The sequence below is a fragment of the Psychrosphaera ytuae genome, from assembly GCF_017638545.1.
Classification (GTDB): domain Bacteria; phylum Pseudomonadota; class Gammaproteobacteria; order Enterobacterales; family Alteromonadaceae; genus Psychrosphaera; species Psychrosphaera ytuae.
The window spans coordinates 1,320,107-1,335,913 of the sequence record NZ_CP072110.1 but is presented as its reverse complement, the minus strand read 5'-3'; the positions used below and the strand labels follow the sequence as shown (position 1 = coordinate 1,335,913).

Genomic DNA, 15,807 nt, shown 5'->3' with positions numbered 1-15,807 from the left:
TTATCTGCTAGTATGTCGGAACTTTTTCGTTTCTGGCCTTTCAAATAGGCAGTGAATTGTCCTTTAAGTAGTTTAAAAATGAAGCATTTATTATTAGTTTTTGTCTCTTTAGTGTTGGTTTCTGGATGCAGCAGTTGGGTGTATAAGTACGACATCAACCAGGGTAACTTTTTGAATCAAAGAGACGTGGACAAACTACGTGTCGAGATGACCAAAGAGCAGGTTAAGTTTGTATTAGGTACGCCGGTGGTAAGCAGTCCGTTTAGCGACCATACATGGCGCTACGTTTATACAATCAGAGTTGGTAAGACTGACGAATTTATCAAAAAAGAGCTGGTGTTGAACTTTGAGGGTGATGCGCTTAAATCAATGTCTGGTGATTTTGAACAGCCAGAGTCATTTATGACGCCACTTGATTCTGAATAAGGTAATCGCCTAATTATAAATTCAAAAGCCGAGATTAACTCTCGGCTTTTTTACGCGGGTTAGGACGACCACCGGTTATTTTATCCGCTCGACCTTCTTGTTTAGCACGCTCAGCACGACGTTTGCGTACTTCTTTTGGATCGGCTATCAATGGACGGTATATCTCAATTCGATCGCCATCGCGCAATGACGCATCTAATTTACAGGTCTTAGACCAGATACCCACTTTGTTTTCGGTTAAGTCAATCTCAGGGTGACTCACCAAAATTCCACTCTTTTCAATGGCCTGTTGTACCGTACTGTCGGCATTGACCTGTAATTGCAGCAGTGATTGTTTAAGTGGAAGGGCGTATGCCACTTCAATTGTTATTCTATTAACCATAAACTTGTTTTGCTCTTTGCGTAAATGCAGTCACCATACTTGAGGCGACTAGATTAAACACTTTTCCAAATGCTAATTCGATCATTTTAGAAGAAAATTCAAACTCTAGATGTAACTCAACTTTACAAGCATGGTCATCTAGTGGGGTAAATTGCCAGTACCCATGCAGATATTTAAACGGACCATTAACGAGCTTTAAGTCGATGCGTTGATTTGAAGTGAGCGTGTTTTCTGTCGTAAACCACTTGCTTATCCCGGCTTTGTTGATCAATAACGAGCCTTCGAGTCGGTCTTCACTGACTTGTCGCTTTTTGGCATCCGCGCAATTTGGAATAAATTGCGGATATTGCTCAATGTCGTTTACTAACTGATACATCTGGTCAACGCTGTACATGACCAACGCATTTTTGGATAGTTGCGCCATACCCTCACTAAACCTAAAGTATTTTTGATGTACGTTATTCTATCAAACTTGGATAGAAAATAATGCACAAATGGTTATAATCCACTGGTAAACAACAAAGAAGTGATTATGGCTAAGAAAAAACCAAAGGCTCCGTCCAATACTATTGCGCTGAATAAGAAAGCTCGTCATGAATTCCACCTAGATAAAAAGTTTGAAGCTGGGATTGAATTACAGGGTTGGGAAGTAAAAAGTATTCGCGAAGGCAAAGTAAATATCTCTGATACTTACGTTCACATCAAAGATGGCGAAGTGTTTTTGCTTAACTCGCAAATCCAGCCACTGACACAAGCGTCTACCCATGTGGTGTGCAATCCTACTCGTTATCGCAAGCTATTGCTTAAGCGCCGAGAAATTAACGAGTTAGTAGGTGCAGTAGAACGCCAAGGTTATACTTTGGTGTGTACGGCTATGTATTGGAAAAAGAGCTGGGCCAAAGTCGAATTTTATTTGGCTAAGGGTAAGCTAAATCAAGACAAACGTACTGACATTAAAGACAGAGACTGGTCACGCCAGAAAGAGCGGATCATGAAACACTCAACTAGATAATCTATCTAATTTGGCTTATTGGTTAAATTATTTGAAATTTTTGTCTATCTTTGGTGTTCTACTAAGACAAAGAATAATAATTTAGCCAGTGCCTATGCCCAATATTCAACAACTTACTCTTGATAATATTGCTCTGCTCAAGCAATTGGCAAACTTTGTCGAAACACTGAGCTCTCATCAATTTGTCCAAGCTAATACAAACCTAAATTCTGGTTCTATTGCGGCTCACTTACGTCACATCATCGAACATTATCAGACCGTTATTGGCTCTGAGCGAGAATTTGATTACGACCAAAGGCCTCGAAACCAACAACTTGAGCGGTGCCAAAGTGCGGCGGTTTTAGCATTAACAAAGCTTCAAACGCAATTGGCAAAATTGATCAAACACAAGGACTCCGAATCGCAAGACGAGCAGCCTGCAATATTAGTTAAGTGTGCGACAAATACCCAGGCTCATAGTCAACCTGTAGTATCATCAATCGCCCGCGAATTAGTGTTTTTGCATAGCCATACAACTCATCATATGGCGATTATTCGCTTGTTAGCCTTGTCTGATGGTGTTGTGGTAGACAGTAGTTTTGGAAAGGCGGCTTCAACCAAACAATACGAACAACAGCAGAGTGACGTTAATGTGCAGTCTAAATTGGCGTGAATTCGACGATCATATTGGTTTGGTATTTACTAGAGACGAAGCCATACAAAGACCAAAAGCGCTACCTCCTCAGCGCTTTAGTAAAGCCGGTGTAGAGTATCTTATGCCCGTTGATCCAGTAGGGCAAGGCAGTTGGATTGCTGTAAATAACGCTGGCTTTACAGTGTTTTTGTTAAATGATTATCAAGGTGTTCTCAAGCCTAACTCATCGGACTTACAAAGCCGTGGTCAACTGATCCGCGCGGTTGCGCAATGCAACACAATAGAAGCCATCAAAGGCGTTGTTGAGGCATGGTCACTAGAGCGTTCGCAGCCGTTTGTGTTGGGGGTGTTACATCAGGATAAACAACGACGGGGAATGGTTCATTATTCGGGCACAGAAACCCAGCTTGTATGGCAGCCTTTACCACAGCAACTTTATTCATCCGGCGATCCTGAAGTTAACGACATCATTCGCGCTAGAACTGCGTACGTTGACCAACAGCAAGTAGGCTCTTTAGAGGATCTGATAAGGTTACACCAATCCCATAAGCCTCTTGTAAACGATGACTTTATTTATAGCTTGTGTATGCATAGGGAAGTTGCCGAGAGTCAATCAATAACTGTGGTGAGCATGACTAAAGGAGAAGTTGAGATGCGGTATTTTGCTGGCTCTCCTTGTCAGTTAGAACCAGCAAATTGGATAACCAAACAAATTAGTTGCAGTCACCGCCTCTAAAAATGCGGTTGCTTTCTAATTCTTCCTTGTCCTTAGCCATAAACAAGAACTTACGTTGATTAAGGCCTGTCGATGTTTCGGTTACATCAACACGGATAATAGATAAGTCTTCAATGTTACGAGTAAACGTAATGACATCAGACTTTATACTTGGAGTGATGTCACCCATACACAAAGTTGTACTCCACTGATAACGCGGTGTGTCGTTACTCCAGCGTAATTTTACTTGCCATTGTGCGGTCGGGCTGACTGTATTACTAACACCAATCACGTCTAATAAAGGTTCGACATCGGTAAAGTTATTAGCGTTAAACTCATACTCAACCGAATCCACACAACTTTGTAGATTACCTGTATTACTCATCTCTAATTGTTCATTTTGAGAGGCTGGCGTTTGGCATGTGTAGTCATCGTTGGTTTCAAACGTCAACTGATGGGTTCCAGCTCGTTTAGGAGTTGCATAACCAATAACATAAAGTCCGTTTTCGTAAGACTTAACGTGTGCCAATGCATCGCTTAAGTAACGTTCAACACTTGCGATGTTATCCAGTTCAAAAATATTGTCTGAGTCAGTAAACTCTTCCAAAATCGCACGGTCTGTATCTGCACCAAGCGTGATAAAGTACAAATCTTTACCTATAGATGCTTCAAGCGCTTGCTCTTTACTTACTAAAAACGATGAGTCATTACCATCAGTAAATAAGATCATGCTGCCATAAGAGATGTTTTCCAACGATACTTGGTTTTCCCAGCTCGATGCAGCTGCTTGAATAGCTCCGTACAAGTTAGTTGAGTTACCACCGACGGTAATACCGTCAATTGCAGTGTTAATTGCATTGATGTCTTGTGAGTTTTCAACAACAAACTCAACGTCGCCATCGAAAGTCAAAATCGACACTTTTTGATTGTCTAATAATAAAGACTGGCCACTTTCATCGGCAATAATGGACTTGATACCGCCTTTAACAAGCTCAAGGTCAGCTGGTTCTATCGATGCACTGACGTCAATAGCAAACACAGTAGTGTAATTGGTGTTGAGGTCGGTGACGTTATCCACTTCAATAAATGACTCTTTGTCAGAAACGGGTAAGCCATTTTCCAAAATCGTTAAATAATCAGAAAAATTATCAGCAGTTAGGTCATCGATAGCATCACCTGTTTTGCGATCGACCAAATGCAAACTCGTCGACAACACAGAAGAAGGCGATTGATATTTGAAGTCCAACGCATTAATACTGTACGCGCGGGTTTCTAAGCCTGAGCAAGAAATCAAAACGTTGGTTTGACTTTGCTCTGCGATACCTGAGCCGTTTGATACGGTACAGGTTAAGCCATCTAACGTGTCCGAAACGCTTATCGTAAAATTAGAACCCGTCTCAATTCTCGTATCTAAGACAAAGTCACCGTTGGTGGTAAATACTTGTGGAGAGCCATTTAAGTTAACAGTGATAGCGCCGACAAGGCCTTCAATGCTACCAGAAAAACCGACGGTGCCTTCAGGGCCTTCCTCTGAGGTCGAGCCTCCTCCACAACCAAGTAATAAGGTGGAAAGTAAGACAGAAGCAGACCAGGTTGTTTTTTTCATTCAGTGTATATTCCGTTATTTAATATTGTTGGGCGTTTTCTTCGCAATAGCGCGTCAGATAAGGATCGCTTTTGTCGGTAATGACTAGAGCCCGAGCATCTTTACAAAAATAAGTCGTGACGTTGCCACTGTAATCGCTTTTGACTGTTGTCGATATTTTGCGAATTAGGGTTTTCATGTCACCGGTTTCGGCAAAATGATGTTTGACGATATAGTCGTATTTTAAATCCCAAATGAGCTCGATACCTTCTTCATTTGCGTATTGTGATAGTGCGGTTTTTAGGGTGTCATTTTGCTTAAATGAACGCTTTTTATTTTCTCCGTTCCAGTCTTCTGGCGCGGGTTTTACATTACCGTCTCGAGACGTCAATTGATCGCCCATCGAGACGTCAGGCTCTGGTAATTGGATTGTGTAATCATTAAGTCGCTCAGCTCCAGGCTTTAAGGCTTGTCTTACTTCGGCATAGAACTTAGCAACACCTTTAGCGACCGGGTTTTCACTGGTTTTATTGGCTTCGTCACTACCCCAATAAACAAAACCAACAATAATAAGAACAAAGATCGAAACCCCTAGTACTTTGCCTAGGTAACCAGATTGGCTTTTTTTGGTTGTTCCTTTTTTGACACTTTTCTGTGACATATTGTTCTCCTTAATATTCTTCACTTTAGTAAAGAGACTCGGGCTCGTCCTCTGGTCGAGTTTTAAAACGACGATGAACCCACATATATTGTTCCATGTTGTCCAGCACAGCTGATTCAACCCATTTGTTCACTTGCACGGCATTTGCGAATGAATCTTCACAAGGATAATCCGTCAAAGGCGGCAAAAATTCAATCTCATAACCATTAAAGTTGTCTAAGCGACGAATTTTGGTCGGAATGGTTTCGGCATTCTTATGGCTTGCAAAGATCTCTGTCCCTGTTGTTGTGGCCGCTTTTTCGACCGCAAAAAATGGCGCAAAGACACTGCGCTTTGGTCCGTAGTCATGATCTGGTAAATAAACCGTGATCTCACCTTCAGACAATGCTTTTAACAATCCTTTCACATCTCGTTTGCCAATCATGTAGCGGTTTGAACGACAGCGTCCTCGATACTGCACCCACTCTAATAGCTTATTGTTATGCGGGCGATAAAAGCCAACACATGGGTAGCCATTGTCGCCTAATACTCGAGCCATCATTTCTAGTGGGAAAATGTGCGTGAATAACAAAAAGATCCCTTTGCCTTGCTGAAGCGCTTTATCTATGTGTTGGGTACCTTTTACGTGACACATATTTTTAAGTCGCCAATTAGGCCACCACCAAGAAATACCACTTTCAAAAATGGCTATGCCGGCGTTTTCAAAATTAGCGATAACAAGACGGTTTATCTCTTCTTCAGATTTATCAGGGAAGCACAGTTGTAGATTGCGAGTGGCTGTTTTTTTTCGGCTTTTTAATACCTTAAGCAATAGGCGACCGATGAGTTTACCCAAACCGATCTGAACACGGTATGGCAGCCAACTCAATAAATACAAGAAGGTTATGGTTAGCCAAGTTAGCCAAAAACGAGGGTGCAAAAAGGCAAATGAAAAAGTAGGTGGCACAAAGCTGTTTGGCGAGCTATTGCGGTTTGAATTTTTGTCACTCAAAGTAAAAAAACCAGATAAAAATGAAATGAATAAGGGCTATTCTACCCTATCACAGCACAAGGGGAAGACTAAATCTGGTCTTGCCAGAGACAGTGGGGCTGTCAGCATTAAATTGGCACAAAAAAAAACGGAGCCAGAAGCTCCGCTTTTCGTTTGTATTTTTTAGCCTTTTGGCTGAAGGGCTTTGGTTATTTTAGCCCGCTGTTGACTGCCACTAGGTCTTGAGCACTTAATTCACCGGCCGCTTGTTTTAACGACATCATAGCTAAGATGTAGTTGTAACGGCTGTTCGATAAGTTGCGTTTAGCATTGTAAAGATTACGTGTGCTGTTAAGAACGTCAACGATAGTACGAGTACCAACTTCAAAGCCAGCTTGTGTTGCTTGTAACGCACTCTCTGCAGAAATCACTGATTGCTCTAGTGCTTTCAAAGTCGAAACAAGAGACACAACGTCAGCATATGAAGTACGAACGGTACGTACAACACTGCGATAAGTTGCTTCGCGGTCCTCACTTGCCAGTACATAGTTGGCTTGTGCTTGTTTAATCGCTGCTGACGTACCACCACCAGTATAAATTGGTACCGTTAATTTAACGCCAATTGAAGAAGAATTAAGGTTTGGTCCTTCGATATCACCACCGGCCTTTTTACCGCCAATACTCGCTGTTAAATCCAATGTCGGGTAATGACCCGCTTCAGAACGCTTAATATCGAACTTAGCTGCTTGTACCAACAACTCTTTGGCTTTTAATTCTAAGCTGTTTTCTTCCGCCTTTTTTACCCACGCATTTACATCAGCTGGGCTTGGTTTTTGGGCGTCAAAACGCTCTGTGTTTAAGACGTTGACGTCTGCGTAGAATTTTCCAGTTATCTCGCGAAGACCTTCTTTGGCAATCTCAACGTCGTTTTGACTGCGTATTTCTGTCGCAACCGCGTTGTCGAAGTTTGCTTGTGCTTCGTGAACGTCAGTACGGGCTGTCAGACCAACTTTAAAACGCTCTTTAGTTTGTTCAAGCTGGCGCTCGATTGCTTTGCGCTCTGCTTGCGCAAACTCAAGGGTGTCTTGTGCTTTTAATACATTGAAGTAAGCATTAGCTACTCGTTGAATGAGTCCTTGTTGAGCAAAATCAAAGTCAGTTTGTGAGCGCAATGCACGTTGCTCGGCAGCGTCTAAGTTGTACCAGTCACCCATTTTAAAAATGGTTTGTGAAAGTGTTACGCCCCAAGATGTCGTATTAGAGTCAACGTCATAAATCGCGCCTGCATCACTTACTTGCTCTGACGTGCCCGTTGTATAACCCGCTGTTAGGCTGACACTTGGCAACAAGCTAGAGAAGGCAATTTCTTCTGCTTGAACGCTTGCATCATAAGCCGCTTTCGCTTTTAAGGTTTGCGGGTCGTTTTGAACAGCGTCTTTGTATGCTTCGACTAGATTTGTCGCATACGCAGGAATCGCGGCACCGGCAAATAAAATTGCCAAAGTCGCAGATAAAAATGACTTTCTCATAGTGGTTCCTTAACAGAGGTTCTTATTCCAAAATTCTTAAATGACAATGATCTCAGCCTTAGTCTAGCCTTTCTAATTGTTTTAAGTAATGTTTTTGTGTTAACACATTACTGCTAAATGTAACAGAATATTGAAATGTTAATAAGGCATATTTCAATTTGTGATAAAGTTTACTGCTCGTCGCATCTCACCTGGAATTGGTCCATGACACAACAAAAATATACCCCAGTATTTAATAGCAAAAATGTCGAAATCAAGTCTATTGAACGCGCTTTTGATGGATTTTTCAAAATAAACACGTTCACTTTCAGACATGCCAAGTTCGCTGGCGGTCAGAGTGACTGGGTTCAGCGCGAAATCTTTGAGCGAGGTCACGCTGTCGGGGTGCTACCTTACGATCCTTCGAATCAAAAAGTCGTGCTAATTGAGCAGATCAGAATTGGCGCTCTGGCAACAAAAGACAGTCCTTGGTTGCTAGAAATTATTGCCGGGATGGTGGATAAAGAATCCGAGCAACTTGAAGAAGTTGCGATTAGAGAGGCACAAGAAGAAGCCAACCTAGTTATAGACGAGTTGACACCTATGCTAAGCTATCTATCTAGCCCTGGAGGAACAACGGAGCGTTTGTACCTTTATTTAGCAGAGGTTAATAGCGAAGACGCTGGCGGTATTTTTGGTCTGGATACAGAGCACGAAGATATCAAAGTTCACGTATTGGACGTAGATCACGCCTTTGAATTATTAGATAATGGCGTGATAGACAATGCGGCTGCGGTGATTGCTCTGCAATGGCTGCGTTTGAAACTGGTCAAGGAGGGCCATAATAAGTACGTTTAATAGAGCCCATCTGAGAGTTTTAAGGCACATATGAGAAATAAAGTAATAAACAAAGATAAATACGTGGTGGATTTACAGCGCCTTCAAGGTCTGTGTACGCGTAATTATGCCTTGTTATTACGTTTGTTGCCGTTGCAATACGAACTGGGTCAACAATGGCAAATTAAGATGCCAAATGGCCTTTACTTTGAACTCTCAGTCCTCGAAATTTCTGCGTACACTGAGTGTTACAAGCTCGCACAAAAGGTTTGGGCAGTGAGTGATGAAGAAGGTGAATCATCTCCGTCACAGGTTCCTGGCTTTATGAATATGGAATTTGAATTTCGGGTTTACCACGACGCGCAAATGCTCGAAGTGATCAGTTACCAGAAACAATCTCGTATTCGCGCTAACAACCCCTACCCAAACGAACATTTACATCACAAAGATGAAAAGCTCCAGGTCAATCAGTTGTTAAAAGACTGGCTGAATTTAGCGGTAAAACATCAATCCAAAAATAATAATAAGACGTTACTCGAAGCGTCCACATCAGAATAAGCATTATGCCAAGCATTTTATATTTACATGGCTTTCATTCATCACCGATGTCTGAAAAAGCCCAACTGTTTAGTCAGTACATCAAACAACACTATCCACAGGTCTCAGTTATAGCGCCACAATTGGCCGTCACTCCTGATATTGCGATTAACCAAGTTGAAGCCTTGGTTGAACAACATTACCCCGAACTTATTGGTGTTGTGGGTAGTAGTTTAGGAGGGTATTTGAGTACTTACTTACACAATAAATATGGATTAAAGGCGGTAGTGATCAATCCGGCTGTTAAGCCTTTTGAGTTGCTGTCTGATTACCTCGGCCCACAAATTCATCCAATTACAGACCAATCTTATACTCTGACGCCATCACACATGTGTGATTTGCAAAGGATTTATCAGCCATTTTTAAAACAACCTGAAAAGGTTTGGTGTCTGCAACAAGAGGGTGACGAAGTACTGGATTACCGAATGGCGGTAGAGCATTACAAAGAGTCAAAATTAACGCTAGAAAAAGGTGGAGACCACAGTTTTATCGGGTTTTCTAACCACCTTCCACAGATAGTCGAATTTTTACTTTAAGTTTCTCTCGATAGTCGATAATCTTTGATTTATAAAACTCAAAATAAGAACAATTGAACACTTTGTATCCATTGCGGTACATTGCTTTAACGTTTTTGTTAAATTGTCTCAAAAACCAGAACAATAAGTGCTATGACCAACCAATCTTACAACGCAGAAGCTATTGAAGTCTTAAACGGCTTAGAACCTGTTCGTCGTCGACCAGGGATGTATACAGACACAACGCGACCTAACCACTTAGCGCAAGAGGTTATCGACAACAGTGTGGATGAGGCACTCGCAGGACATGCATCAAACATTGTCGTTACTTTACACGAAGATAACTCTCTGGAAGTACAAGACGATGGCCGTGGTATGCCCGTGGATATTCACCCTGAAGAAGGTATTCCAGGGGTCGAACTTATCCTAACTAAGTTGCACGCTGGTGGTAAGTTTTCTAATAGTAATTATGAGTTCTCTGGTGGTTTGCACGGGGTTGGTGTATCGGTTGTAAATGCACTTACAACGCGAATGGAAGTTCGGGTTCGCCGAGATGCGCAGGAGTTTTTGATCGCCTTTGAAAATGGCGACAAAGTACAAGACTTAGAGGTGATTGGTACAGTTGGTCGACGCAATACAGGTACTACGGTGCGTTTTTGGCCTGACCCTTCTTATTTTGATAGCGCTAAATTTTCAATTTCTAGATTGGTACACAATCTTCGCGCTAAGGCCGTTTTGTGTCCTGGTTTAAAGATTAAGTTTAACAACAAACAAACCAAAGAAAGCCAAGAGTGGTTTTATCAAGACGGTTTAAAAGACTACTTAATTGATTCGGTAAAAGGTTTCGTTAACCTTCCGGAAGATCCGTTTATCGGCTCATTTTCAGGTAACTTAGAGGCGGCCGATTGGGCAGTGACTTGGTTACCAGAAGGCGGAGAATCTGTCGGTGAGAGTTATGTTAACTTGATCCCAACAGCCCAAGGCGGTACGCATGTCAATGGTTTGCGCCAAGGCTTGTTAGACGCTATGCGTGAGTTTTGTGAATTTAGAAACCTAATTCCTCGCGGTATTAAGTTAACCCCAGATGATATTTGGGACCGTTGTAGCTATATTCTTTCGGTTAAAATGCAAGACCCTCAGTTTGCCGGTCAAACCAAAGAGCGCTTATCCTCACGTCAATGTGCCACGTTCGTTTCGGGCGTTGTAAAAGATGCATTTAGCTTATGGTTAAACACTCACACAGACATCGCTGAGCAATTGGCTGAATTGTGTATTAGCAATGCCCAGCGTCGTCTTAAAGCGGCTAAAAAAGTCGTTCGTAAAAAAGTGACTCAAGGCCCTGCATTACCGGGTAAATTGACCGATTGCTCAAGTCAAGAAAACGACCGAACAGAACTGTTTTTGGTTGAGGGTGACTCGGCTGGCGGTTCAGCTAAACAAGCCCGTGACCGTGAATTCCAAGCTATCATGCCGCTTCGCGGTAAGATCCTTAATACATGGGAAGTAGAGCCAGGCCAAGTGTTAGCTTCACAAGAAGTACACGATATTTCTGTCGCAATTGGCATGGATCCAGACTCGAGTGATTTATCGCAACTTCGTTATGGCAAAATTTGTATTTTAGCGGATGCTGACAGTGATGGTCTGCACATTGCGACCTTGCTGTGTGCTTTATTTACTCGTCATTACCGAGCACTTGTAGAAGCAGGCCATGTATACGTTGCTATGCCTCCTCTTTATCGTATTGATGTCGGTAAGGAAGTCTTTTACGCGCTGGATGATGACGAAAAAGCCGGGATTTTAGATCGCATAGCGGCAGAAAAGAAAAAGGGCAAAGTTAACGTTCAACGCTTTAAAGGATTGGGTGAAATGAACCCACTTCAATTGCGAGAAACGACAATGGATCCTAATACGCGCCGATTAGTCCAACTGACGATTGATGAAATTACCCCAACGTTAGAGATGATGGATATGTTACTCGCCAAAAAACGTTCGGGTGACCGTAAATCATGGTTAGAGAGCAAAGGCAACAAGGCAGTTGTATAAATGAACGTTGTGCGTATCAAGTCGATATTGACGCTTGTATTAGCTGGTGGTGTGAGCTGGGGGACATTTGCGTCGTCTTTGCCAACCGCGCAACTAGATATTACTAGCACCGAAGAGAGTTATCTCGCGTCAATTGACGATATGCAACTTCCTGAGCAAGACTCAGAACAAGACACCAAGACTGAGCCGCCAAAGGCGGTAGTCTTGGTCGACCAAATAAACCAAAAAGACCAAGCGTTTACACGTAAATTCGAGTCTTATCCGGCATTGATAAAATATGCGTCAATGAACTTAGAGGTTAATCCGGCCCAAGTCGCAGATGAGCTTATTTACGCCTTACAAGATCCTGAGTTAACCCAAGCAGAGGATTTTGAACTTCGTTTATTATTAGCCAAGACCTATATTGAGCGTCGTCTAATTGAAAAAACCACAGATAAAGTCAAAGAACTCCACGACGTTGTTGAGATGCCACAACAGCGCCTAGCGGTGTTTAAAATTCAATTTGAATTGGCCAAAGCCAAAAACGATCTGTCGATGGCGGTTCAAACCCTAGAAGACGCCCTTGAATTTGCTGAATTGAGCATCAGCGAAAATGCCTCAAAAGAATTAGAAATCGAACGAGGTAATTGGTATCAAAAAGCGGCGAGTTTATATTTAGAGTACGGTCAATTTGACAAAGCCAACGACGCGATTCACCAAGCGATTGAAATTGCTGAGCGTTTAGAGCAACTTGGAGCCGTTATTGAGCGTCGTCAATTCTTAGCCGAGAGTGCCAGCGCCAATGACGACCAATATCTTGCTAGGCTGGCTCATCAACGTTTGGTATCAGAATTAGAATCCAAGAACCTCTTTTTGTTGGCGAATCAGCAACGAATCGAGTGGGCGCGTCTGCTTATTAGTGAGCGGATTTTTGTTGATGCCGATGCCTTACTAGAAAAAGCCTTTGAATTTGGCCAAACCATGCGCAATCGCTCTTTGCAGTTAGAGTCATTGACGGTGCTAATCGACAGCCAGCTTAAGCAGTTTAATGATGAGTATGCTCGAGAGCTGTTAACTGCGTTAGATAAGTTACAAAAGTTGCCCAATGCGTTTGGGTTTGATCTGACCAAACAAAGTAAATTACGTGCTGAAATTATTCGGTTACGAAGTTTAATGGCGCTGCGTTTAGGGTTGCACGACCAAGCGTTTAGAGTGATATACACAGGCAAGCCCGTTGATAATGAACAACGGATTCAATATGCGTTACTAAAAAAGCAAATTGTTACCGCACAAGGTCAATGGCAAAAAGCCGACACTTATCAGCAAGTGGCGGATTTTTTAATTCAAAAAAACAAATCCGATGTACTCGCTCGACATGACGCTTTTTTGAAGTTTGAAAACGCTCGTGAAAAAGCAGCACTTAATGCTCACTTGAGTCATCAAAATGAATTGATAAACGACCTAACAGTCGCAGTAGTAAAATTAAAACAGCGCCTCTCTGGGGCTTTGTGGTTATTGGTTGGGGCGTTGGCTCTATGTGGTTTCTTTTATGTTACCCGACGACCCAAACCAAAATATTAAGAACAACACGCAACATAAGATAATAAGAAAGGGCTAGGCAATGACAGACGCCACCATAACGATCAGTAGTGATGGAATCGAGCAGTTACCACTGCGACGATTTACCGAAGATGCGTATCTCAATTATTCCATGTACGTCATCATGGACCGTGCTTTACCGCACATAGGTGATGGCTTGAAGCCGGTACAACGTCGTATTGTATATGCGATGTCAGAGTTAGGTTTAAGTGCGACAGCAAAATACAAAAAATCGGCGCGTACGGTTGGTGATGTTTTAGGTAAATACCATCCACACGGTGACAGTGCTTGTTATGAAGCTATGGTATTGATGGCACAGCCGTTTTCTTACCGTTACCCATTAGTTGATGGTCAGGGTAACTGGGGTGCCGCCGATGATCCTAAGTCGTTTGCAGCAATGCGTTATACCGAGGCTCGTCTGTCAAAAGTAAGTGAAATTTTACTTTCTGAACTTGGTCAAGGCACGGTTGAATGGCAGCCTAACTTTGATGGCACGATGAAAGAGCCTGTCACTCTGCCTGCTCGTTTGCCACACATCTTACTCAATGGCATTACTGGTATTGCGGTTGGTATGGCGACTGACATCCCGCCACATAATATAAGAGAGTTGGCGCAAGCGTGTATTCACTTACTTAAAGATCCAAAAGCTGATCTCGAACAGTTGATGGAGTTTGTGAAGGGCCCTGATTACCCAACTGAAGCGGAAATTATTACGCCAAGCGAAGACATCAAAAAGATCTACGAGACGGGTAAAGGCAGCATCAAAATGCGTGCGACCTATGTGGATGAGGCCGGTGACATTGTTATAACCGCATTGCCACACCAGGTGTCGGGCGCCAAAGTATTAGAGCAAATTGCTCAACAAATGCAGGCCAAGAAACTACCTATGGTCACCGACCTTCGCGATGAGTCTGACCACGAAAACCCAACTCGTATTGTTATTGTGCCGCGTTCGAATCGCGTTGATGTTGAGCAAGTCATGCAGCATTTATTCGCATCGACGGACTTAGAAAAGAACTACCGAGTTAACCTCAACATGTTAGGTCTTGACGGTTTGCCTAGAGTAAAAGGCTTAAAAACCATTTTAACGGAATGGCTTGAATACCGTCGTGATGTTGTGACTCGTCGATTGCAATATCGCTTGGATAAAGTCCTAGCGCGTTTGCATATTTTAGAAGGTTTGTTAGTAGCATTTTTAAATATTGATGAAGTCATCGAAATCATCCGTACCGAGGAAAAGCCAAAACAAGCGCTAATCGAGCGATTTGGGATTGCAGAAACTCAAGCTGAAGCGATTTTAGAACTTAAACTGCGTCAATTAGCAAAGCTTGAAGAGATTAAGATCCGTGCCGAGCAAGATGAGTTAAGTAAAGAGCGTGATCAACTAGAAGCGTTACTTGGTTCTCGCACTAAGCTGAATAACTTGATCAAAAAAGAATTAGCCGCCGATGCTGAAGCGTATGGTGATGACCGCCGCTCGCCATTAGTGGTGCGCGAAGAGGCAAAAGCCATTTCTGCTAAAGACTTAATTCCAAGTGAACCTGTCACCGTAGTCCTATCTGAAAAAGGTTGGGCTCGTTGTGCTAAAGGCCACGATGTCGAACCAGAAAAACTCGCCTACAAAGCCGGCGACGGCTTTAAGTCGGCAGCCAAAGGTCGTAGCAATCAGCCAGTGGTTATTATTGATAGTTCTGGCCGTAGTTTCAGTACCGAGGCTCATTCGTTGCCATCGGCACGAAGCCAGGGCGAGCCATTGAGCGGCCGATTTAGTATTGTCGCGGGTGAAACACTCGAACATACCATTATGGCCAAGACTGATCAGCAATATTTGGTATCATCAGACTCGGGGTATGGTTTTGTCTGTAAGTTTGAAGACATGATCACCCGCCAGAAAGCCGGTAAGGCTCTGGTTAAGTTACCAACGGGTGCCAAATTAATGGAGCCTGTACCAGCGTCTAATTTAGAAACTGACGACTGTTTGGTTATCTCAAACGAAGGCAGAATGTTGGTGTTCCCACTTAAAGACTTGCCAATATTGGCCAAGGGTAAAGGTAACAAGATCATTAATATCCCATCCGCTCGAGCAGCGAGTCGTGAAGAATACGTCAGTCAAATCATGGTAGTACCGGAGGGGGCTAACGTGGTGCTTCACGCAGGGAAACGCAAGTTGACTCTGTCGGCAAAAGACTTAGAACACTATCGTGGAGAACGAGGCCGTCGTGGCAGTAAGCTTCCAAGAGGGTTACAACGAGTCGATCGCGTTGAAGCTGAATTAAAAGCACAAAGTCCGGAAGCTGACATCGATACTGAGGTTAATTCTGAGCAGCTAGATTCGGAATAACCC

16 protein-coding genes are annotated in these 15,807 nt (G+C 42.9%); 10 read left to right on the top strand and 6 right to left on the bottom strand.

Annotated elements, in window-relative coordinates; genetic code table 11:
• Window positions 1-78: 78 nt before the first annotated feature.
• Entirely contained in the window at window positions 79-426 is a 348-nt protein-coding gene (locus J1N51_RS05870; protein ID WP_208833010.1) for an outer membrane protein assembly factor BamE, read from the top strand.
• Window positions 427-460: 34 nt separating this feature from the next.
• Here the strand turns inward: J1N51_RS05870 and J1N51_RS05865 are convergent, their stop codons facing one another.
• Window positions 461-808, bottom strand: coding sequence for an RnfH family protein (locus J1N51_RS05865; RefSeq protein WP_208833009.1), 348 nt, complete (start codon window positions 806-808; stop codon window positions 461-463).
• Window positions 801-1,232, bottom strand: coding sequence for a type II toxin-antitoxin system RatA family toxin (locus J1N51_RS05860; RefSeq protein ID WP_208833008.1), 432 nt, complete (start codon window positions 1,230-1,232; stop codon window positions 801-803). The genes J1N51_RS05865 and J1N51_RS05860 overlap by 8 nt, the downstream gene beginning before the upstream one ends.
• A 108-nt stretch (window positions 1,233-1,340) precedes the next feature.
• On the opposite strand from J1N51_RS05860, the gene smpB reads away from it, so the two are divergent.
• From smpB to J1N51_RS05845, 3 genes are all read left to right on the top strand, one after another.
• Complete coding sequence (gene smpB / locus J1N51_RS05855; RefSeq protein WP_208833007.1) at window positions 1,341-1,820, top strand: SsrA-binding protein SmpB; 480 nt, start codon at window positions 1,341-1,343, stop codon at window positions 1,818-1,820.
• 94 nt (window positions 1,821-1,914) lie between these two features.
• Window positions 1,915-2,472, top strand: coding sequence for a hypothetical protein (locus J1N51_RS05850; RefSeq protein WP_208833006.1), 558 nt, complete (start codon window positions 1,915-1,917; stop codon window positions 2,470-2,472).
• Complete coding sequence (locus J1N51_RS05845) at window positions 2,450-3,190, top strand: NRDE family protein (protein ID WP_208833005.1); 741 nt, start codon at window positions 2,450-2,452, stop codon at window positions 3,188-3,190. Before J1N51_RS05850 ends, J1N51_RS05845 begins: the two co-directional genes overlap by 23 nt.
• On the opposite strand, the gene J1N51_RS05840 is transcribed toward J1N51_RS05845, so the two are convergent.
• The 4 genes from J1N51_RS05840 to tolC form a co-directional block, all read right to left on the bottom strand.
• The gene (locus J1N51_RS05840; protein ID WP_208833004.1) at window positions 3,168-4,775 is read right to left on the bottom strand and encodes a vWA domain-containing protein; all 1,608 of its coding nucleotides are present in this window, start codon (window positions 4,773-4,775) and stop codon (window positions 3,168-3,170) included. The two genes, J1N51_RS05845 and J1N51_RS05840, sit on opposite strands and share 23 nt — an antisense overlap.
• Before the next feature lie 19 nt (window positions 4,776-4,794).
• Entirely contained in the window at window positions 4,795-5,415 is a 621-nt protein-coding gene (locus J1N51_RS05835) for a TcpQ domain-containing protein (protein WP_208833003.1), read from the bottom strand.
• Window positions 5,416-5,440: 25 nt separating this feature from the next.
• Window positions 5,441-6,406 carry an LpxL/LpxP family Kdo(2)-lipid IV(A) lauroyl/palmitoleoyl acyltransferase gene (lpxL, locus tag J1N51_RS05830; protein ID WP_232842868.1) on the bottom strand — a complete coding sequence of 322 codons (966 nt, stop codon included), beginning with the start codon at window positions 6,404-6,406 and terminating at the stop codon, window positions 5,441-5,443.
• Window positions 6,407-6,594: 188 nt separating this feature from the next.
• Window positions 6,595-7,914, bottom strand: coding sequence for an outer membrane channel protein TolC (gene tolC, locus J1N51_RS05825; RefSeq protein ID WP_208833002.1), 1,320 nt, complete (start codon window positions 7,912-7,914; stop codon window positions 6,595-6,597).
• Window positions 7,915-8,118: 204 nt separating this feature from the next.
• Here tolC and nudF point away from each other — a divergent pair, with 204 nt between their 5' ends.
• The 6 genes from nudF to parC all read left to right on the top strand — a co-directional run bounded on the left by nudF (window position 8,119) and on the right by parC (window position 15,804).
• Window positions 8,119-8,751, top strand: coding sequence for an ADP-ribose diphosphatase (gene nudF / locus J1N51_RS05820; protein WP_208833001.1), 633 nt, complete (start codon window positions 8,119-8,121; stop codon window positions 8,749-8,751).
• A 30-nt stretch (window positions 8,752-8,781) separates the two neighbouring features.
• Window positions 8,782-9,288: a DUF1249 domain-containing protein gene (locus J1N51_RS05815; protein ID WP_208833000.1), complete on the top strand. Its 507-nt coding sequence runs from the start codon at window positions 8,782-8,784 to the stop codon at window positions 9,286-9,288.
• A gap of 5 nt (window positions 9,289-9,293) precedes the next feature.
• Complete coding sequence (locus tag J1N51_RS05810; RefSeq protein ID WP_208832999.1) at window positions 9,294-9,863, top strand: YqiA/YcfP family alpha/beta fold hydrolase; 570 nt, start codon at window positions 9,294-9,296, stop codon at window positions 9,861-9,863.
• Between the two features lie 132 nt (window positions 9,864-9,995).
• The gene (gene parE, locus J1N51_RS05805) at window positions 9,996-11,885 is read left to right on the top strand and encodes a DNA topoisomerase IV subunit B (protein ID WP_208832998.1); all 1,890 of its coding nucleotides are present in this window, start codon (window positions 9,996-9,998) and stop codon (window positions 11,883-11,885) included.
• Window positions 11,886-13,445 carry a hypothetical protein gene (locus J1N51_RS05800; protein ID WP_208832997.1) on the top strand — a complete coding sequence of 520 codons (1,560 nt, stop codon included), beginning with the start codon at window positions 11,886-11,888 and terminating at the stop codon, window positions 13,443-13,445.
• 40 nt (window positions 13,446-13,485) lie between these two features.
• Window positions 13,486-15,804 carry a DNA topoisomerase IV subunit A gene (gene parC / locus J1N51_RS05795; RefSeq protein WP_208832996.1) on the top strand — a complete coding sequence of 773 codons (2,319 nt, stop codon included), beginning with the start codon at window positions 13,486-13,488 and terminating at the stop codon, window positions 15,802-15,804.
• The last annotated feature ends 3 nt before the right edge of the window (window positions 15,805-15,807 follow it).